General features: G+C 68.2%; 13 protein-coding genes and 2 pseudogenes. 5 read left to right on the forward strand and 10 right to left on the reverse strand.

Features of this window, described 5'->3' with window-relative positions; genetic code table 11:
• Window positions 1-95 precede the first annotated feature (95 nt).
• Window positions 96-686 (forward strand): annotated as a pseudogene (locus tag ACIRQ9_RS36860) (transposase); the annotation flags it as partial.
• Between the two features lie 237 nt (window positions 687-923).
• On the forward strand, window positions 924-1,532 hold the full coding sequence (locus ACIRQ9_RS36865; protein ID WP_404183984.1) for an SMI1/KNR4 family protein: 609 nt from the start codon (window positions 924-926) through the stop codon (window positions 1,530-1,532).
• An 80-nt stretch (window positions 1,533-1,612) separates the two neighbouring features.
• Here the strand turns inward: ACIRQ9_RS36865 and ACIRQ9_RS36870 are convergent, their stop codons facing one another.
• The 5 genes from ACIRQ9_RS36870 to ACIRQ9_RS36890 form a co-directional block, all read right to left on the reverse strand.
• A complete protein-coding gene (locus ACIRQ9_RS36870; protein ID WP_404183987.1) occupies window positions 1,613-5,764 on the reverse strand; it encodes a Tat pathway signal protein in 4,152 nt (1,383 codons plus the stop codon).
• A gap of 761 nt (window positions 5,765-6,525) precedes the next feature.
• Complete coding sequence (locus ACIRQ9_RS36875; protein ID WP_404183990.1) at window positions 6,526-7,050, reverse strand: hypothetical protein; 525 nt, start codon at window positions 7,048-7,050, stop codon at window positions 6,526-6,528.
• A 7-nt stretch (window positions 7,051-7,057) separates the two neighbouring features.
• Window positions 7,058-7,321: a hypothetical protein gene (locus ACIRQ9_RS36880; RefSeq protein WP_404183993.1), complete on the reverse strand. Its 264-nt coding sequence runs from the start codon at window positions 7,319-7,321 to the stop codon at window positions 7,058-7,060.
• Between the two features lie 227 nt (window positions 7,322-7,548).
• Window positions 7,549-8,565, reverse strand: coding sequence for a hypothetical protein (locus ACIRQ9_RS36885; protein ID WP_404183996.1), 1,017 nt, complete (start codon window positions 8,563-8,565; stop codon window positions 7,549-7,551).
• Window positions 8,566-8,577: 12 nt separating this feature from the next.
• Window positions 8,578-9,090, reverse strand: a complete 513-nt coding sequence (locus tag ACIRQ9_RS36890; protein WP_404183999.1) for a hypothetical protein — start codon at window positions 9,088-9,090, stop codon at window positions 8,578-8,580.
• A 431-nt stretch (window positions 9,091-9,521) separates the two neighbouring features.
• On the opposite strand from ACIRQ9_RS36890, the pseudogene ACIRQ9_RS36895 reads away from it, so the two are divergent.
• The 3 genes and pseudogenes from ACIRQ9_RS36895 to ACIRQ9_RS36905 form a co-directional block, all read left to right on the forward strand.
• A pseudogene (locus ACIRQ9_RS36895) lies at window positions 9,522-10,894 on the forward strand (IS1380 family transposase); the annotation flags it as partial.
• Window positions 10,895-11,441: 547 nt separating this feature from the next.
• Window positions 11,442-11,930: a 3-hydroxyacyl-CoA dehydrogenase family protein gene (locus ACIRQ9_RS36900; RefSeq protein ID WP_404184002.1), complete on the forward strand. Its 489-nt coding sequence runs from the start codon at window positions 11,442-11,444 to the stop codon at window positions 11,928-11,930.
• 210 nt (window positions 11,931-12,140) lie between these two features.
• The gene (locus tag ACIRQ9_RS36905) at window positions 12,141-12,398 is read left to right on the forward strand and encodes a hypothetical protein (protein WP_404184006.1); all 258 of its coding nucleotides are present in this window, start codon (window positions 12,141-12,143) and stop codon (window positions 12,396-12,398) included.
• On the opposite strand, the gene ACIRQ9_RS36910 is transcribed toward ACIRQ9_RS36905, so the two are convergent.
• From ACIRQ9_RS36910 to pheS, 5 genes are all read right to left on the reverse strand, one after another.
• Complete coding sequence (locus ACIRQ9_RS36910; protein WP_351320335.1) at window positions 12,395-12,934, reverse strand: NUDIX hydrolase; 540 nt, start codon at window positions 12,932-12,934, stop codon at window positions 12,395-12,397. The genes ACIRQ9_RS36905 and ACIRQ9_RS36910 overlap by 4 nt on opposite strands.
• 88 nt (window positions 12,935-13,022) lie before the next feature.
• On the reverse strand, window positions 13,023-14,363 hold the full coding sequence (locus ACIRQ9_RS36915; protein WP_404184010.1) for a transcriptional regulator: 1,341 nt from the start codon (window positions 14,361-14,363) through the stop codon (window positions 13,023-13,025).
• A 198-nt stretch (window positions 14,364-14,561) separates the two neighbouring features.
• Window positions 14,562-15,668, reverse strand: coding sequence for a PP2C family protein-serine/threonine phosphatase (locus ACIRQ9_RS36920; protein ID WP_404184012.1), 1,107 nt, complete (start codon window positions 15,666-15,668; stop codon window positions 14,562-14,564).
• A gap of 253 nt (window positions 15,669-15,921) precedes the next feature.
• Window positions 15,922-18,435, reverse strand: coding sequence for a phenylalanine--tRNA ligase subunit beta (gene pheT / locus ACIRQ9_RS36925; RefSeq protein ID WP_404184015.1), 2,514 nt, complete (start codon window positions 18,433-18,435; stop codon window positions 15,922-15,924).
• On the reverse strand, window positions 18,435-19,556 hold the full coding sequence (gene pheS / locus ACIRQ9_RS36930; protein ID WP_403305940.1) for a phenylalanine--tRNA ligase subunit alpha: 1,122 nt from the start codon (window positions 19,554-19,556) through the stop codon (window positions 18,435-18,437). The genes pheT and pheS overlap by 1 nt, the downstream gene beginning before the upstream one ends.
• Window positions 19,557-19,675: the final 119 nt, after the last annotated feature.

The following is a 19,675-nucleotide window of genomic DNA, read 5'->3' on the forward strand; positions in this document are numbered from 1 at the left end:
GCGGTCGCCGATCGCTTACGAGCACACCCTCCGACCAGCAGCAACTACCCTGACCCAAGCCGCATAGACGTGTTCAACATCCGGGGTCAAGGCCCATACACGAACACGTACTGAAGGTCCCCGCCTCAGCCTGGACCCCGGCCGTCGAGACCGACGGTGAGGCCCGTGACGGGGCCTGGGTCGCCGAACTCGCCGGCAAGGTCCTGGACGGCTGGCCGAAGGGCATGCGACTGATCGTCCGAAAGGAACGGCCCCATCCTGGCGCCCAGTTGAGGATCACGGACGCGGACGGCATGCGGATCACATGCTTCGCGACCAACACCCCCCACCGGCCGATCGCCGAGTTCGAACTCCGCCACCGCCTGCGGGCCAGGGCCGAGGACCGGATCCGGGCCGCCCGGGCCACCCGCCTGCGCAACCTGCCCCTCCACACGACAGCCCAGAACAAGGTCTGGCTCGAGATCGTCCAGATCGCCCTCGACCTGCTGGCCTGGATGCCCATGCTCGCACTCACCGGCAAGGCCCGACTCTGGGAACCCCGCCGCCTGCGATTCCGCCTGATCTCCGCGGCCGCCCAGCTCGTCACCACCGGCCGACGCAGGATTCTCCGCCTCACCCAACACTGCCCCTGGACCGGCGAGAACACCGCCGCCCTCGAACGGCTTGCCCTCATGCCCAACCCAGGCCGACCAGCAGCTTCCATCGTCCCCACGACACCAGCACCCACCCCGGGCCGTGGAACCCGGCGCTCACCCGACGCGACAGCCGGGCCGCCAGCCTGCCTACTCTCAGCTCCGGAAAGCGAAAGGGTCCACCGACTCCGTCGGCGGACCCTCACGAAAGATCAAGGCTAATACACCGTCCGAGTACTCCCGTGAGCTGAATTACGTTATCGTCCACAGAAGCGGAAAGGATATGCAGATATGTCGCAGGTCGATGAGGTTGCCTCTGCATGGGAGCGCATCGTCAGTTGGCTCCGAAAGCACGCTCCGGCCAGTGCGGAGGCTCTTCGGGCAGGGGCTACGGACGCGGAGATCGCGCGCCTGAATGAGCGTCTGGGGTTCGAGATTCCGGACGTTCTCGAGGTGTGGCTCCGCTTGAACAACGGAAGCACGGCGAAAGACATCACGGAGCCTCTTCCTGGCGGAGGCAGGAGGATTAATCCTCACATCGACTCGCTGGTTCTGCCGGGGAACTACGCATTCCGCAGCTGCGAAGAGATTTGGAACAAGTACCGTTTCTATCTCCGCAGTGCTGAGGAGTTGGGAGATGACGAGTACTGGAAGCCCTCATGGATCCCGGTGGCGGAAGCGTTTGACTCCCCTGACGGACTCATCGTGATCGCGCAGAATTCCGCTGGCGGTGCTCCGCTCTTGCGGTTCTCCGAGTACTATCATTCGTCCCCTTACCTGCCCTCCCTGAGTGGATATCTGGTCTCGGTGGCTGACCTCCTGGAGCATGGTGAGGCTCCGGGGACGGCCATGGAGCGCCAGCGGTTCGATGTAGCGGACGGACGGCTAGACTGGAAGTAGCGGATGGACAAAGCCGAAAGGGGCCGTCGGAGCGGAACGTTGTTGCGCTCCGACGGCCCCTTTGTCGCATGCACCCGGTCTTAGACGGGCTTGGGGGCGTTGAGCCAGTAGTCGTCCTTGGTTATCAGCCGGTTACGGTTGATGAATGATCCGAACGGCTGCATGGACTGTGTGTTCTGGTTGTTGGACATGCTGGCGCGTCCGCAGACTTCCTTCCAGGTCGGGAGCGGGTAGCGCAGGTCCACGTGGAGCCTCCACAGGCCGTCGGCGTCCTTCTTCGCGTAGGTCTGGACGCACTCGTCGCCAGAGCTGACGGGATTCGTGCCTCCCGCAGAAGCGGGCATTCCCGCACTTTGGTAAGTGGAGGCAAAGGCGAACTCGTCACAGCTCGGGGTGTCCGTTCCCGAGCTGTTGTTGAGTTCGGGTGACAGGGTGACGTCCTGGTTGCGCTTCCATGATGTCGGGCAGATGACAGCCCGGTTGGCATCCTTCTGCGACTTCGTTCCGTCCTGTGTCATGACCTCGGGGCCGAGATAGGTGAGTGCAGGACCCTCGCCCTTGAGGCCGAGGTGGCCGGGCAGCATGTGCTGGATCAGCCAGGCGTGGGCTCCAGCTGCGGGGAACTTCTGGGAGTTCATGACGTACGTCGGCTTGTAGTAGTCGAAGATGCAGCCGGGCGTTGTTGTGACGGTGGTGTCGCAGCGTAGTTCGGAATACCGGTCGGTGCCGATGGCGGCGACGTTCTCCGACGGAACGTCTGCGACGAGGGCTCCGAGCTTCCATGACATGCCGAGGATGTCCGCTGAGCGGGACTGCCCCCACACCAAGCGCGTCTGGGCTTCTCCGACGTGCCGGTCTCCCGTTGCCCAGTCCCAGGTGGCGGAGGTGTTCCAGATCTGGTTGGTGGTGGTGCAGTCGATGGAGCAGACACCGGCCGACGTGATGGTGACAGGTGCTGTCGCTCCCACACCGGTGGCGGCGGTGGGTATGAGTTTCAGCATGGCGTCGGAGGTCGCGCTGTTGGAGTAGGCCTTGAGTTCGGCCTGCTCATCGAACTCCATGGTGCCGATGATGGCTTGGTCCTGATTGACGATGACGACAGTGACGTGGTCCTTGATGCATGCTTCGGATCGGTTGACCCACTGCTGACCGTGGTTGAAGGGCTCGTCGTTGCACCACGGGACGAAGCCGTTCGGGCGTTCTGCGATGACCGCCTTGACAGAGGCAGCGGATGTGGCGGACGGGCCGGCCGGCCCGCTTCCGAGGATCACGCTCACGCTGACGTCGGTCGGGGTGGTGTCGTCCGCCGGTTGTGTGGCACTGAGGTCAGGATCGTGGAAGGTGAGGTCGGAGGCGATGCCGCTGTAGTCGCCGGGGACGAACGCGACGGCGTCGTAGGCGACATCTTTGTCGGCGGCGCCGTCCGATGTGGAGTTGGTCAGCTGCACCTCGGGGGCCTGGTCGTTGAAGTTGTAGGCGCCGAGGGAGACCCATTTGTTGTTCTGGGAGTTCTGGTCGATGGTCTTGCTGACCGCGCCGAACGGTGTGATGACCTTGTAGGTGGCGTTGGAGACCTGCGCGCCGGTGTCCGGGATGTGCACGTAAACCTTGGCCTGGCTGCCGGAGATGGCGGAGTTCAGTTTCCAGTCGCCGAGGATGGTCATGCGTCCGCCGTCGCCGCCGAGGTGGTCGGCGTCGCGTGCGTGTGTGAACCAGAAGTGGCCGTTGTAGCCGCCGCCGACCTGGTGCAGGTCGGCTTTTGCGTCGTACTGTCCGAGGCCCGGTCCGGTGGCGTTGGGGTCGGCGTAGAAGGTGAACTGGAATGAGCCGTCTGTCGTGGTGATGCCGCAGTCACTCCAGGTGTCCGTGCCTTGCGGTACGGACTCCACGATCTTCGCGTTGGCGGGTGCGCCGGAGCACACTGGCGTGCCGTACTGGAGTCGGTAGCCGCGGCCGGGTTCACTGACCAGGGTCAGGTACTTGATGTGCTCGATGCCGCAGCTGGTAGCGCAGTCGGACTTCCAGGTGACGTTGGACTCGTGCCACCAGTACTGGGCGTAGCAGGCGGCGGTGGGGCAGTTGGGTGGGTTGGCCGTGTCGCAGTTGTTCTTGGTGTTGCAGAACTGGTCGAGCGGCGGTGAGACGTGCGCCCGGCGGTATTTCCCGCTGGATGGGTCGATGACGGTCCCGTTGGTGCCGTTCCAGGTGGCAGGGTAGAAGCCGGCGGAGGAGAAGCCGGACTCTCCGGGCCAGTCCTGGCGGCCGGAGGTGGCGTAGGAGTGGCCGGTGTCCTGGGACCAGGCGACCCAGCCCATCACCTTCTCCTCGTAGGGCCAGTTCTGGGGATGCGCTGCGTCCTTGGCGGCCAGCGGGTCGAGGTCGGTGTTCACGAAGGCCAGCCGGGAGGCGGGGTAGACGGGGTTGGCGGGGTTGTTGTACCAGCCCAGGCCCCAGTTGCCGTTGGTTCCCGCGTCCGCCTTCTTGTTGAAGCCGAGGTTGTAGTTCCACACGGCGGTGAACCAGTTCTCGGGCTTGGCGGGGTCGTCGTTGTTGACAGTGATCGTCTGGTCGCTCTGGTGGACCTCGTTCCACTTGGCGGCGAGGATGTAGAGCGAGGCGGCGATGTTGGTGGTGTAGTCGATGGCGACAGCGCGCTGTGTGCTTCCCGGCAGGGAGGTTTCGCCTGGCTTCTCGTGTCCGGCCTTGCGCATGCCGTCGGTGACCTGGCCGACGCCGTAGCCGCAGTCGGACTTGTCCCAGTGGATGGTCCAGAAGTCGGCGAGCGCGCCGCCGGACTGGTGGCCGTAGTAGCCGTCGACGGCCGCGAGGGGGCTGCCCATCTGGCCGGGGATGGAGCCGGACTCGGCCTGCCACAGGTTTGACTCCTGGGCGAGGATGCCCAGTTGGACCTGGGCTGGGATGCGTCCGCCACCGGTCAGTGTAGGCACGGGGAACATGCCCTGGGGGTCGATGGTGCTGAGCCCGGTCTGCGTGCGCCAGCCGCCCTGGGTGAGGTAGCCGGAGCGCAGGTTTCCCCGGACGGCCATGTCCACGGCCCACTCGACCTGGTTGGGGGTGGGCTGGAGGGCCTGGGTCTTGACGTCGTTGCGGGGCACGGAGCACCAGGCGTCGGTGTCGACGGGGTCGTGTGCCCTGGCGTCGTCGACGGCCGAAGTCATGGTGCTCATCGTAGTCAGCTGCGGCTTCGATGAGCCGGTCAGTGCCGGTGACGGCCTGCCGCCCGCGGTGCTGCCGGATTCGGCGGTCTGCTGTTTCGTGTGCAGGCCCGTACCTGGCACCGTGCCGGTGACGGTCAGGGCATGGCTGGTGTGGCCCGTCGTCGTCTGGGCTGCGGGCTCCTTGGCCGAGGTCTTGGTGAAGTCGCGGCCGGCGTTCTTGATGTTGTCGACGCCCGCCTGCACGGCCGGGGAGACTACCGGGTCGACGGCCAGGCGTCCGCGGGTGGAGAGTTCCGCGTCCGGTGAGACGTTCAGCGCCTTGATGCCGCTGGCGGCGAAGTTCTTGCCGTGGCTGGTCTTTCCGATGAGGTAGACCGTACCGTCGGTGCCCTGGCGCAGGTTCATCGCGGTGACCTTGCCGCTGGCGACGGTCGTTTTCTTGCCGTGCGCGTAGGTCTGTACGTTGGCGTTGGTGTCGCCGGTGCGGTCTATGTAACTGACCGTGCCGTCACTGGTCACGCGTATGCCGTATGGGGCGTGTTTCGTGGCGGCGAGCTGGGTCGTCCTGCCCCTGCGGTTGACGCGGACGAGCCGGTTTCCGGCGGCGGCTATTACACCGTCCTTGGTGGGGACGGCGGAGGTTATCTCACCTGCCGCGGTGGTGTCCGCGACTGTGGTGCCCTTGGTGTTCACCGTGACCAGGCGGGTCTTGGTGTCGCGCAGGGCGGTGAAGACGGCGGTGTGCGTGGCCGGGTTGCACGTGGGGTCGAAGTAGGCCAGGGACGCGGTGAAGGGCAGCTTGGTGACGCTGCCGTTGTCCAGGTTGACGATCGCGGTTAATGCGCCGCCCATCATCAGGTCGGGCTTGTTGGTGAAGGTGCGGGGAGCGTAGACGACAGCCGCGTGATGGTGGTCCATGACGCACTGGTTGCCGATCCAGGTATCGGCCGGAAGCTGCGGCTCACTCAGGACGGCGGCAGTCTTCCACACGTAGGCGTTCTTCCGGTCGGCGACCAGGAGATGCAGTCCGTCGCTGTCGGCGGCGGCGGTCACCGCCCGGTCGGTAGAGGTCTTCCAGCCCTCGCCCAGAGTGGTGTCCGGGGACTTGACGGCGCCTGTCGTGGCTGTGGGCGCCGGTTTGGCGGCTATAGGCGCGGGCTCGGGGCTGGGTTTCGCGGTGGCGGGCTGGGCTTGTATGAGCCCTGACAAAGCTGCGGTAACGGCGAGGACCGTCACCGCGTTTCGTCTATGACGGGATATCACTTGTCTACCTTTTCTCTACGTCAGTGATGCGGACATCGATGCCCTTGACCGGAATGTCGTCACGGCTCGGGAAGTTGATCTTGATGTCAATCGTGGCGTTCGGCGGCAGCATCCCGGCACTGGAGATATGCGCCCTCTGAGGCATTCCCGGGATCGGTCGCCCCGCTGACGGACACTGTGATCTCGCAGGCATACCGCCTGCTGCCGTGTTTGGTGAGCGTGAACGGCACTGCCGGCACACCGTGCGAATGACGCTGCGGCACATACGCGATGACGTCCGTGTTGGCAGAGTGCGCGGCGGCTTGCCCGTAGTGGTACTGGGAGGAGGCTGAGCATGTCGTACGGTGCCGGCAGCCAGGTGCTGCCCGCGGTCGGCGACGGGGCCGGGAGGTCGTGGTTGATGCTGTCGGCGAAAGCGGACGCCGCCGCGACGGGCACGCCCACAAGTGCGCATCCCATGGCGGCAGCACCGGTGATCGTACGCCGCGGACGACACGGATCACCCGCAGTGCGAATGATCTGCGAAGGCGCCGTCAACCAGTGCAGACCATCTACGAAGTGAGGTCACTGTGGCTTCTCTTCTGCACGTCGGTGATGGTGATGCGGATCGCGCCAGGAGGCAGGCTGCTGACTCCCCCAATCGCGGCCTGGGCCGTCACGGTGCGGTGGGGTTCGAGGCCGCCACTGGTGACGACCCGTTGGAAAGACGTCCTGGCGGCGCCGTCACCGATCTCCACCGTGAAGTACACGCTGTACATGGCGGCGTCGTGGCCGTTGTTGGTGATGGTGAACGGGACCTGGAGCAGCTTGTACGGAAGCCGGTGCGGGGTGTAGGCGAGGACTTCGCCATGTTCGGCACTGGCCACCGGCTTGCCATAGTTGTATGCGCTCGGCGCCCGCGTTCCGGCAGGCTGCGGCGTGACAAGCGTGGTGGGCAGCGGCCCGTGGTACGACGCTTGCGCTTCGGTACTGGATGTATGCGATGTATGCGTGGCGCGAAGGCCGCCGTAGACGGCTGCACCGACGAGGGCAGCGGCTACGGCGGCTCCGGCCAGGATGCGGCGCAGACGTGGCATCGCTCTCCTACTTCCGATCGACGAGGGGAGTGAACTCATCAACGTAAATCTTCGGTACTTGCGGAACTGGACCCATGTCTTTGGAGCCAATCACCGCATCACCCCGTCCGGTTTTGCCGGGAGGGACATCCTGAAGCCAGAACCGGTTGTACGCAGTCCAGCCCTCACCGTCAGCAATGCTGATCTGGACCGAGTACGTCGCATCCCGCGTGTAGGTATTGGCCACCTCGATCTCGGTACGCACACCGCTGCTTTCCGGCGTGGCACGCACGATCAGGTCTCCGTACTCCAGGACACGCGTACGGCCTTCGGAGTGCACCGAAGGGACAGGCGATGGACGCACTTGCGGACTGCTCTGCTCCGCGCTCGGAGTCGTCGGCCGCTGCGACGCGGGGGCCCCGCCAGCGGCTCCGTCCGTGCACCCGGCCGCCAGCACACATACCGCCATCAGGCACAGTGCCCGGACCATCCACGGTCCGGGCACTACCGCACCAGCCTTCACCGGGCGGAAGCCGCCATCTGCTTGCGCGCGGCGGCGACTTCCTTGCCGCGCTGCTCCTTGATGCCGGTCAACCGGCTCTTGTTGTCGGCGATCTGCTTGTCTTGGATGGCAGATTCCACGCCGAACCAGATCTTCACTAGGTCCGTCTGCTTCTTGCAGTCGATGTCGTCGATGGCCAGAGCGATGGACTCCTGCGAGGGCTCCCCGTCGCTGGTGACGCCCTGGTCCATCGCCTTGTACGGATCGGCAAGTCCCATGTGTCCCTTGCCGTCCATGCACGAAGACCACGCGGCGATGGCCTTGACCACCTTGTCGTCCTTCATCGACTGCACCAGACTGTCCCCGGCGAGCTGCGCCACGAAGGTCGGGTCAGCTTCGTTCATGCCCAGCTGCTCCTTGGACCAGCCGATGCAGCCGCCCGTCTTCAACTTCTTCCCGTTGTAATCGGCCCGAGCGGGCTTGATGCCCTGGCCGGGGGCGGCGAGCGGCTCACCCGCCTTGCCATCCTTGGGGTTCTTGGGCGGCTCGGGCTTGGTGTGGCCGGTCAGGACCTCGACCTCGACACCGGACAGATCACGCATGGTCTGCTTGGTGTGCTCCTGCAGCGCCGGGGGAAGCTCGTAGCCGTACTTCTCGGCCTCGGCCCGGTCGGTGATGCCGTAACGGCGTTCGATGTTGGCATCGTTGTCACTGGGAGGCGGGTTTGCGCCCGCCAGCGGTAGCGTCAGATCGATGCCGTAATCCTTCATACAGGACTGCTGAAGATCATTGGCGGCCTGCTCGACGTCGACCTGGTCCTCGTAGGAGGCCATGTACGCCTCCAGTGGAAGGGTCAGGTCCTTGGCTAAACCGCTGGTGGGGATCTTATTGGGCCAGTTTTCCTTGTTCACGATCGGTTTGCCGTCGGCGGCGTTCTTCGTGGTGTCCGGGGTCGTGCCGGAGGAGCAGGCGCTGACCAGGAGAGCTGAAACGGTCAGGGCTACCGCGGTGGCGGTCCGCTCGATGTGCTTCACAGGGGTTCCTTCTCAAGCGATATGGGAGGACGCGTTGTTGTTCTTCAGGGCGGAGATCAGGTCGGTGATGTTGCAGTCTCCGTAGGGTCCGTTCTTCGCGAAGTACTGAGAGGTGCCGCCGTAGCCGGAGCTGTAGTAAACGCGGTAGTTGTCAGCTTCGGCGCAGTTCTGCACGGACGCCGCATTGTTCTTCATGTACTGGCCGTTGCCGTTGCCACCGTTGCCGAAGACGTACCGGTAGGTAGACAGCGTCGACCCCTGGTACTGGCTGGTACCCCAGTGGTCGGACACGTTGCTGTAGAACGTTGTGAACGCCGACTTGTAGTAGCCACCCTGGATGGCTATGTCCTTCGAGTTGTAAAACAGCCAAAGATCGCCTTCCGAGCAGGTGATCCACGGAACGTCACAGTTGTCACTGACGTTGAAGGTGGCCGCCTGGGCGGGTGGGGCGGTAGCGAGCAGGGCCGCCGCAGTGACGGCGAATGCACCTGCGGCGGTCTTCGCGCGTAGCGAGATGAGCTTCAAAGTGTCCCTCCCCTGTCCGCCGGACCGAAGGTCCGCCGGAAGACCTGATCAGCCGACCGGGCACCCCAGTTGCAGGACCCGCGCGCTCCATCGAGGCCGGATTATGAGAATTCTGTGTGAAGATCACAGGCTGTCCTTGACGGTAGCACGGCATGCTCATGACGTACGATCCCTTTTTGCGACTTCGTGATCAGCGAGCGCAGCCTGTCTGCCTGCCGCTCACGCGTCCGTCACCGAGCGCCTGACGCGGCCCTGGTTCCGGCGCCCTTGGGAGTCACGGCCGCCGAGTTGGTCCGAGTACCTGCCTAGCCTCGCGCTTTCACGAGGTGGGCTGTCCGGCAGGCGGTCAGGAAAGCAGAAAGTGCCTCTGACCAGCAAGAATGAGGATTGTCGAGGTCCTTGTTCCTGCCGCCGCCGGAGGCACTTCCCAGGTGAAGCGCTCTATCGGGTCCTACCCCCGCGTCCGTGTCCAGGACGACGGCCGCCAGGTCGTCTCCCAGCCCGGATCGGTCCTGCTCGTCGGAACGGTCCGCAAGACCGGCCTTGAGCAGGCCATATCCCAGGCTCTCGGTCCGTGGCGCAAACCTCGGGCCGTCCACGACTCGGCAAGATCCTCCTGGACGTCGCCCTAGCGATCGCATTGGGCGGGGACTGCCTCGCGGACGTCGCGATGCTGCGGTGCGAGCCGGCCGTCTTCGGCCCGGTCGCCTCCGACCCGACCGTCTCCCGCCTGATCGACACCCTCGCCACCTCCGGCGAGAAAGCCCTGCAGGCCATCCGCTCCGCACGGTCCGAAGTCCGTAGTCGTGCCTGGTCGTTGGCTGGCAAGAACGCCCCGGACGCCGACGGCCATGTCGTCATCGATCTCGACGGCGTCCTCGTGATCACCCACTCCGACAAGGAGGACGCGGCCGCAACCTGGAAGAAGACCTACGGCCATCACCCGCTGACGGCTTTCCTCGACCACGGACCGGGCGGAACCGGTGAGCCCGTCGCCGCCCTCCTCAGGCCGGGAAACGCGGGTTCTAACACGGCAGCCGACCACATCACCACCGCCCAACTGGCCCTGGCCCAGTCGCCGAAGCACTACCGGCGAGGGAGGCAGACCCTGATCCGCACCGACTCCGCGGGCGGCACCCACGACTTCGTTTCCTGGCTCGCCCAGCGCGGACGATGGCTGTCCTACTCGGTCGGCATGGTGATCACCAAAGCGATCCACGAACACGTACTGAAGGTCCCCGCCTCAGCCTGGACCCCGGCCGTCGAGACCGACGGTGAGGCCCGTGACGGGGCCTGGGTCGCCGAACTCGCCGGCAAGGTCCTGGACGGCTGGCCGAAGGGCATGCGACTGATCGTCCGAAAGGAACGGCCCCATCCTGGCGCCCAGTTGAGGATCACGGACGCGGACGGCATGCGGATCACATGCTTCGCGACCAACACCCCCCACCGGCCGATCGCCGAGTTCGAACTCCGCCACCGCCTGCGGGCCAGGGCCGAGGACCGGATCCGGGCCGCCCGGGCCACCCGCCTGCGCAACCTGCCCCTCCACACGACAGCCCAGAACAAGGTCTGGCTCGAGATCGTCCAGATCGCCCTCGACCTGCTGGCCTGGATGCCCATGCTCGCACTCACCGGCAAGGCCCGACTCTGGGAACCCCGCCGCCTGCGATTCCGCCTGATCTCCGCGGCCGCCCAGCTCGTCACCACCGGCCGACGCAGGATTCTCCGCCTCACCCAACACTGCCCCTGGACCGGCGAGAACACCGCCGCCCTCGAACGGCTTGCCCTCATGCCCAACCCAGGCCGACCAGCAGCTTCCATCGTCCCCACGACAACAGCACCCACCCCGGGCCGTGGAACCCGGCGCTCACCCGACGCGACAGCCGGGCCGCCAGCCTGCCCACCATCAGCTCCGGAAAGCGAAAGGGTCCACCGACTCCGTCGGCGGACCCTCATGCAAGATCGAGGCTAGGCCGGGAGATTCTCGTCAATCTTTCGGAGTCCCGGCTCCCAACTTTCCGCCATGCCATACGACCATACCCAACTGATTTCATAGGAGAACGTTCCCTTGGCGGGGTACATAGAAGACCGCTGGCTCAAGAAGAAGCCCAACAAGGACACCGGTAAGCGGGAGCGAACTGCCCTGTGGGGCCGGGGCAAGCGCTATCGAGTGAAGGGCATCCCGGGCGTCCGGGACCGCTCGTTCGACACGAGCGAAGACGCGAAGCAGTGGCTCGCCAAGGCGCAGACCGGCACCACGCGTGGCGAATTCGTCGACCCCCGCGACGGGGCGATCCCCCTCGCCCAGTACATCGAGAAGCACTGGTGGCCGGGTCGATCGGACGAAGGAGTTGGAAGCACGACAGCGCAAACCGATCGCCGTCCAGCTGGTCCTGACCGCCTCGCAGGGCAGTCTCATCAACTACTCGATGTGGAACCGGCTGAGCTGGCGGCCCGCACTCGCGACGGCCGGTGTCCTGAAGAAGGTCGGCTCGAAAGTCAGGACGTACGGAGACCGCAGCCGTCGGCACCCCATCCACGAACTCTCCAGGGAGGATATGTTCCACGTCCTCCGGCACACATACGCCAGTACCCAGCTTGAGGCGGGCGAGTCGATCGTGAGCGTGTCGGCGTGGCTCGGGCATGCTTCGCCGCAGACCACGCTGACGCACTACGCTCACTTCATGCCCGCGGCAGGCAAGCGGGGCCTCGCCGCCATGGACGAGTGGTTCGTTCAAGATACACAAGCGCTCCCCGCCGCTCCCCCGCTGCTCCAGCGCATGGTCGAGGCGGGGCGGCTGGGGCGGAAGACGGGGTCGGGGTTCTACACGTACGGCTGAGCACGTCCGCGGCGACTACGGGGAGCGATGCTCCACGGGCCCGGCACCGTTCTTCGGTGCCGGGCCCGTGTCTTTCACACGCCGTGTGCGCGCAGGGCACGCATATGCCCTGCGCACACTCTCCCCGCGCGCTCACCAGGCGAGTTCACTCTTCATGCGCATGCAAAGGGATGCGGAACGACATCTTCGACTACGCAAAGGAGTGGACCCGTGGCCACCGAACCTGAGCATCCCGTGGTCCAAGGAGAACTCGCAGAGTTACGGCGCCGCCTCGATGTGGCCTACGCCCGGGTCGAGGGCGGACTGAACCTGCTCAGCCACCGGACCAGGGAGACGGCCAAGGAGCTCGACGACCTGAACGCCCGTCTCGCCCTGCTGGAGAACGCCCGCTGGCCCCTGCCCTCGATCGCCGCGCTCACCGCACTGGGCGCCCTCGTCGTCACCGTCTGGCAGGCGCTGGCCCGTTAGGGCCGGTCGGCTAGGCGCAGGTGATGCAGCAGGAGTAACGCGGCCGCCATGTTGGCGGCCGGGACCTCCCCGCGGGCGATCATGTCGGGGACCAGCTTGAGAGGGACCCACTCCCGGCGGTCCGACTCGAAGTCGTCCACGGGGTGTCCGACGTACTCGCCCTCGTCGGACCAGTAGATGTGGTGCCGGGCGTCGGTGAGGCCGTTGGACGGCTCCACGGTCATGAGGTGGTGCAGGGTTCCCGGCCGCCAGCCGGTCTCCTCCTCCATTTCCCGGGCGGCCGCGACGGCGATGTCCTCGCCGTCCTCGACCACCCCGGCCGGGAGTTCCCACCCCCAGCTGTCGGTGATGAAGCGGTGCCGCCACAGCAGCAGGACCTCACCCGCCTCGTTGACGACCGTCGCCACGGCCACGGGACGCAGCCGTATCAGGAAGTGGTCGAGGTGCCGGCCGTCCGGCAACGCGACATCTGCGAGATTGACGCTGAACCAGCGGTTTTCGTACACAGTTTGTTCGTTCAGTTTCGTCCACTGCACGGTTCTGCCACCTTTCGCCGAGTAGGTGGCAATATCGCAGCAGGGACTTCTCAGGCCCACCACGCGCCCGGACCGGCGGGAGCGCGGCCTACAGCGGTACGCGCAGTGCGCTGTCGATGAGTTCGGCGGCCTCCGCGGTGCCGGCCGAGCCGCTGCGCACCAGGTGCTCGCGCACCGCGCGGAGTCTGTCGCGCAGGCGCTGGGACTCCATTCCGCGGGCCTGTTCGGCCATCTGCACGGCCGTGGCCACCGCGTTGTCCGCGTTTCCCTGGCGCAGCTCGATGGTGCTCAGCATGGCCAGCCGGTGCACCCGCCCCCGGTCGTGCGCCGGGTTGTCGACGGCCGCGGCGGCGTGCTCCCGGGCGGCGGCCAGCTCACCGAGACTGAGCAGCGCCTCGGCCACCTGCACATTGACCAGGCCGGGTTGGACATAGCCGGTCTCGTCGGGTTCATGGCCCCGCCGGATGCGTTCGGCGGCCGTCTCCGCCCGCCGGATGCAGGACAGCGCACTCGTGCCGTCGCCGAGGTGCGCGTACGCCTTGGCCTGCATCGCGTAGAGGTCGGAGGCGAGCGCCGGGGTGATGTGCTTGCCGGCCGCGCGCAGGGCCGCCTCCGCGAAGGCGACGGCCTGCCGGAACTCCCGCAGGAACAGGGCCTGGTTGACGAGGAGCGCGATGACGTACGCGCCGAGGCCGCGGTCGCCGCTCGCCTTCGCCAGGCGCAGCGCCTGGTGGAAGTAGCGCTGGGCCAGGCCGTGCGCGTCGGAGTCGTAGGCGCAGATCCCGACGATGGCGACCAACCCGCCCGTGGCACGGTGCAGTTGACGGCCGGTGGCGTCCGTGTAGCTGCCGCGCAGCAGCGGTGCCGCCTCGGCGTTGAGGAAGCCCACCACCCGGGTGCGGGTCGCCATGCCGCCGGCCTTGCGGTACATCTGCTCGTAGTGGGCGCGGGCCGCGCGCAGCATCTCCAGGTCGGCCGGGGTGACCCGGTGCCGTCCACCGCGCGAGACGTCCACGTCCTCCGGCGGGTTCTCCCACTCCCACACCGGCATCACGGCGGGTGTGCCGGTGACGGCGGGCACGCCCAGTATGTGCGGGCGCTGCTGTTCGTCGGACCGCCACAGCGCGGTGGCCCGTTCGACGAAGCCGGAGAGCGAGGTGGTGTGCGGGACGCTGGGCTCGCCGGGCACGCCGAGGCCTATGTCGTCGAGGGTGACCGTGCGGTGCAGGCGGGCCGCGAGCACCTCACAGATCAGGTCGGGCACCTGGCCGCGCGGCCGCTGGCCCTTCAACCAGCGTGCCACCGCGGTGTGTTCGTAGCGGAGCGCGAGTCCGCGGGCCCGGCCCGCCTGGTTGACGTGGGCGGCGAGACCGGCGTGCGAGATCCCCGCCTCGTCCAGGATCGCGTCCAGCAGAGAGTTGGGCTGCATGACATGCCCCCCGAGTGGCCTGGTGTCGTCAGCGTAGTGCGTGGCTGTTCACACGGGGTGTGAACGGAGTACCCGGATCCGCAGTGTGCGCGCGCTGTCGCGGAGCGTGTCGGGCCGGTTGACTGAACTGCCTCGCAAGAGGCCGGCCGGGCCGCCGGCTCCCCCCTCGAACAGTGCGGCGGCCTGGCCGTCCGGCCGCTAGCGGGGCGTCGTCGGCTGCCGGTGGGCGGAGGCCGGTCGCGCGGTTCCCCGGGCCCCCGAGGAGACGCGTCGGTGGGCGCGGTCGTCGCGAAGCACCAGGAGGGCGATGTCGTCGGTGGGGCGGCCGTCCGTGTGGCGGAGGAGCGCGGTGAACACCGTGGTCAGGATGGCCTGCGGCGAGACCGGGTGCGCGCGTACCGCCTCGGCCAGCGCCGCCGTCAGGGAGAAGAAGCGGCCCTGCGCGTCCCGCGCGTCCTCCGCGCCGTCCGTGAACAGGACCAGGGAGTCGTCGCACAGCAGATGACCGCAGGGGACGTCGGCGAGGTCCGGCGGCAGCGGGAAGGGGCCGAGGGGCGGCAGCGGATCGGCCCCCGACAAGGTCTCCACTCCTGCCCCGCTGACCCGGTAGGGCCACGGGTGGCCGCAGTTGATCGCCCGTATGCCGCCGTCCTCGGCGATCTCCAGGAGCAGCAGGGTGACGAACTCCTCGGCGACCGGGTTCTCCGGGTCGACGCCGCTCGCGGGGTGTTCGCCCCTGGCCCGTTCCCGCAGGTGCCGGGCGAGGGCGCGGTCCAGCCGGCCCAGTACCCGGCCCAGGTCCGGTTCGTCGTGGGCGGCCTCGCGGAAACTGCCGAGGACGGCGGCGGCGGTGCCGATGGCGGCCAGACCGTGCCCGCGCACGTCGCCCATCACGATCCGGACGCCGTGTTCGGTGGCGACCGCTTCGTAGAGGTCGCCGCCGATGGCCGCGCCCCGGTCGGCGGAGAGCTGGGCGGCCGCGACGTTCAGGCCGGCGAGGCGGGGCGGCAGCGGCCGCAGCAGCACGCTCTGCGCGGCGCCGGCGACCTTGCGGGCCTGCCGCAGCTCCCGCAGCAGGGCTCTGCGGACATGGAGTATCAGGCCGGTGCCGACCGCGAGGAACACGGCGCTGGTGACGATGCGCGCACCGAGGCCGTTCTGCGCGGCAAGCGGGCAGCCGAACCTGTAGGAGACCGCGACGGCGCCCCACGCCGTGGGCAGCCCCAGGGTGAGCGCGCAGCGCGAGGGCCGAGAACTGGTCCGGGGCTGCCTTCCGTGGGGAGCCCCAGCCTTGATGCGGATCATGCCGATGGCCCCTCAAGTAGGCCCTGACAGAACAGACGGACCGACCCCGAAAGGCCGGTCCGATTCTGTCGACGGCATGGCCCGAAAGGCCATGTCTCAGATGGATCTCACCCGAATGAGTGATCCATCTCCAAAAGTGCCCGGCCCCGCGCCCGACGGGACACGGGACGGTGGCGCCGTGCGGCTCCGCCGCACGGGCGCGGCCGGCCACGGTGACACCCGTGACCGGCCGCGGCGCGCAGCCTTCGCGGCGTCAGCCGCGCAGTACCGCTCCGGTGCGCTCCCCGGCCAGGGCGACGGCCGCGTCGCGGGCGGCCGACGCCTCGTCCACGGTCAGCGTCCGGTCCGCCGCGCGGAACCGCAGCGCGTACGCCAGCGACTTCTTGCCGTCACCGAGCTGCTCGTCGTTGACGTACACGTCGAACAGCCGGATGGCCTCCAGGAGTTCACCCGCGCCCTCGCGCAGCGCGGCCTCGACCTCGGCGGCCGGGACCGGCTTGTCCACCACGAGCGCGACGTCCTGCGTGGCCACCGGGAACGCCGAGATGGCCGGCGCCTGCGGCGTACCGTCGCCGGCCTGCTCCAGCGCGTCCAGGTCCAGCTCCGCCGCGCAGGTGCGCGCCGGCAGTCCCAGCGCCTTGACCACCCGCGGGTGCAGCTCACCGGCGTGCCCCACGACCCGCTCGGTGCCGTCGGTGACGACCGCCAGCTCGGCGCACCGGCCGGGGTGCCACGGGCCGTACTGGCCGGACCGCACGATCAGCTCGGCGCCGGCCTCCCGCGCGACCGTGCGCGCGGCCTCGATCGCGTCGGCCCAGTCGGCCGGGCGGCCGGTGCCCCACCAGCCGGCCTGCTCGCGGGCGCCCGCGAGGACGACGGCGACATGGCGCGGCTGCTCGGGCAGGACGGCGTCCAGCGCGGCGATCTCCGCGTCGGTCGGACGGCGGTCGACCGGCAGGTGACCGGCGACACCCTGCTCCTCGCGGGGCAGGAAGACCAGCCCGGTCTCGAAGAGCGCCAGGTCGTGCGCGCCGCGCCCGTCGTTGCGGCGCAGCGCGCCCAGCAGGCCCGGCAGCAGCGAGGTGCGCAGCGCCGGCTCCTCGTCGTTGAGCGGGTTGGTCAGCCGGACGGTACGGCGGGCCGGGTCGTCGGCGGCCAGCCCCAGCTGGTCGAAGACCTGCTCGCTGACGAACGGGTAGTTCGGCGCCTCGACGTAACCGGCCCCGGCGAGCGCGCGGCCCACCCGGCGGTGCAGCCGCTGGCGGTGGGTCAGTCCCCGGCCGGACCGCGGCCTGGGCAGCGTGGAGGGCAGGTTCTCGTAGCCCTCCAGGCGGATGACCTCTTCGGCCAGGTCGTTCTGTTCGAGGAGGTCCGGCCGCCAGGACGGCACGGTGACGATCAGCTCGTCCTGCCCGTAGACGTCGCAGCCGACCTCCTGGAGGCGGCGCACGACGGTCTCCCGGCCGTACTCGACACCCGCGACCCTGTCCGGGTGGTCCGCGGCGAGGGTGATGGTGTGCGGTGCGGAGGGCGTGATGACCTCGGTGACGCCGGCCTCGGCGGTACCGCCGGCCAGCAGCACCAGCAGGTCCACCGTGCGCTGCGCGGCGGCGGCCCCGGCCTGCGGGTCGACCCCGCGCTCGAACCGGCGGGAGGCCTCGGAGGACAGCTTGTGCCGACGGGCCGTGCGGGCGATCGCCACGGCGTCGAAGTGAGCCGCCTCGATCACCACGTCGGCCGTGGCGTTCTCCACGTCGTCGTGGTCGGCGATCTCGGTGTCGGCGCCGCCCATGACGCCCGCGAGGCCGATCGGGCCGCGGTCGTCGGTGATCACCAGGTCCTCGGCGTGCAGCTTCCGCTCGACGCCGTCGAGGGTGACGATCTTCTCGCCCTCGGCCGCGCGCCGGACCCCGATGCCGCCCTGGACCCGGGTGCGGTCGTAGGCGTGCAGCGGCTGGCCCAGCTCCATCATCACGTAGTTGGTGACGTCGACGGCGAGCGAGATCGGGCGCATGCCGACCTTCTGCAGGCGGCGCTGGAGCCAGATCGGTGAGCGGGCCTCGGGGCTCAGGCCGGTGACGGTCCGCGCGGTGAAGCGGTCGCAGCCGATCGGGTCGCTGACCTGGACCGGGTAGCCGTACGCGTTCGGCCCGGGTACGTCGATCAGCGCCGGGTCGCGCAGCGGCAGGCCGTAGGCGATGGCGGTCTCGCGGGCCACGCCGCGGATGGACAGGCAGTCGCCGCGGTTGGCGGTGACGGCGATGTCCAGGACCTCGTCGACCAGTTCGAGCAGCTCGATGGCGTCCTTGCCGACCTCGGTCTCCGGCGGCAGCACGATGATGCCGTGGGTGCCGTCGGAGCCCATGCCCAGCTCGTCGCTGGAGCAGATCATGCCGTGCGAGGTCTTGCCGTAGGTCTTGCGGGCGCTGATCGAGAACCCGCCGGGGAGCACGGCCCCGGGCAGCACGACGACGACCTTGTCGCCGACGGCGAAGTTGCGGGCGCCGCAGACGATCTCCTGCGGCTCACCGGTCCCGTTGGCGGTGCCGACGTCGACGGTGCAGAAGCGGATCGGCTTCTTGAAGCCCTCCAGCTCCTCGATGGTGAGCACCCGGCCGACGACCAGGGGGCCCTTGAGGCCGTCGCCGAGCTGCTCGACGGTCTCGACCTCCAGGCCCGCCGAGATCAGCTTGGCCTGCACGTCGCGGCCGGTCTCGGTGGCCGGCAGGTCGACGTACTCCCGCAGCCAGGAAAGCGGGACCCGCATCAGATCTCCATCCCGAACGGCCGGGTGAACCGGACGTCGCCCTCGACCATGTCTCGCATGTCCTCGACGTTGTGGCGGAACATCAGCATCCGCTCGATGCCGAACCCGAAGGCGAAGCCGCTGTACTTCTCCGGGTCGACGCCGCAGGCGGTGAGCACCCGCGGGTTGACCATGCCGCAGCCGCCCAGCTCGATCCAGCCCTCGGAGGAGCAGGTACGGCAGGGGCGGTCGGGGTTGCCGACGGACTCGCCCTTGCAGACGTAGCACAGCATGTCCATCTCGGCGCTGGGCTCGGTGAAGGGGAAGAAGTTCGGCCGCAGCCGGGTCTTCATTCCCTCGCCGAACAGCGACTGGACCATGTGGTCCAGGGTGCCCTTGAGGTCGGACATGGTCAGGCCCTCGTCCACGGCGAGCAGCTCGACCTGGTGGAAGACGGGGGTGTGGGTGGCGTCCAGCTCGTCGGTGCGGTAGACGCGGCCGGGGCAGATCACGTACACGGGCAGCTCGCGGTCGAGCAGCGAGCGGATCTGGACCGGCGAGGTGTGGGTGCGCAGCACGACGCCGGACTCGGTGCCGCCGTCCGGGCCGGCCACGAAGAAGGTGTCCTGCTCGCCGCGGGCCGGGTGGTCGGGGCCGATGTTGAGGGCGTCGAAGTTGAACCACTCGGCCTCGACCTGCGGGCCCTCGGCGACCTCGTAGCCCATGGCCACGAAGATGTCCTCGATGCGCTCGGACAGCGTGGTCAGCGGGTGGCGGGCGCCGGCGGGCACGCGGTCGTAGGGCAGCGTGACGTCCACCGCCTCCTCGACCAGCACGCGCGCGTCACGCTCGGCCTCCAGCTCCTCCTGGCGGCCGGCGAGCGCCTTGTTCACGGCGCCGCGGGCCTGGCCGACCAGCTTTCCGGCGGCGGCCTTGGCGTGCGGGGGCAGGGCGCCGATCTCGCGGTTGGCGAGCGCCAGCGGGGAGGTGCCCCCGGTGTGGGCGACCTTGGCCTCCTGGAGCGCGTCGAGGGAGCCCGCGGCGGCGAAGGCGGCGAGCGCCTCGTCCCGCATGCGCTCGATCTCTTCCGGTTTCAACGCCTCGACCTCGACAGGGTCGTACGACTTATTGGGTGCCGACATCTCTTCCCGTGCTTCCGTTTGTCCCTCGGCTGACGCCGAGAGGTGCCCCCAGGCGGATGGTCCCCGCGACCGCTGGTGAGCTGTGTGAAGGCCACAAAGGTGCCAAAGGCCGAGTCTAA

Source organism: Streptomyces sp. NPDC101237, from assembly GCF_044767465.1.
Classification (GTDB): Bacteria; Actinomycetota; Actinomycetes; order Streptomycetales; family Streptomycetaceae; genus Streptomyces; species Streptomyces gramineus.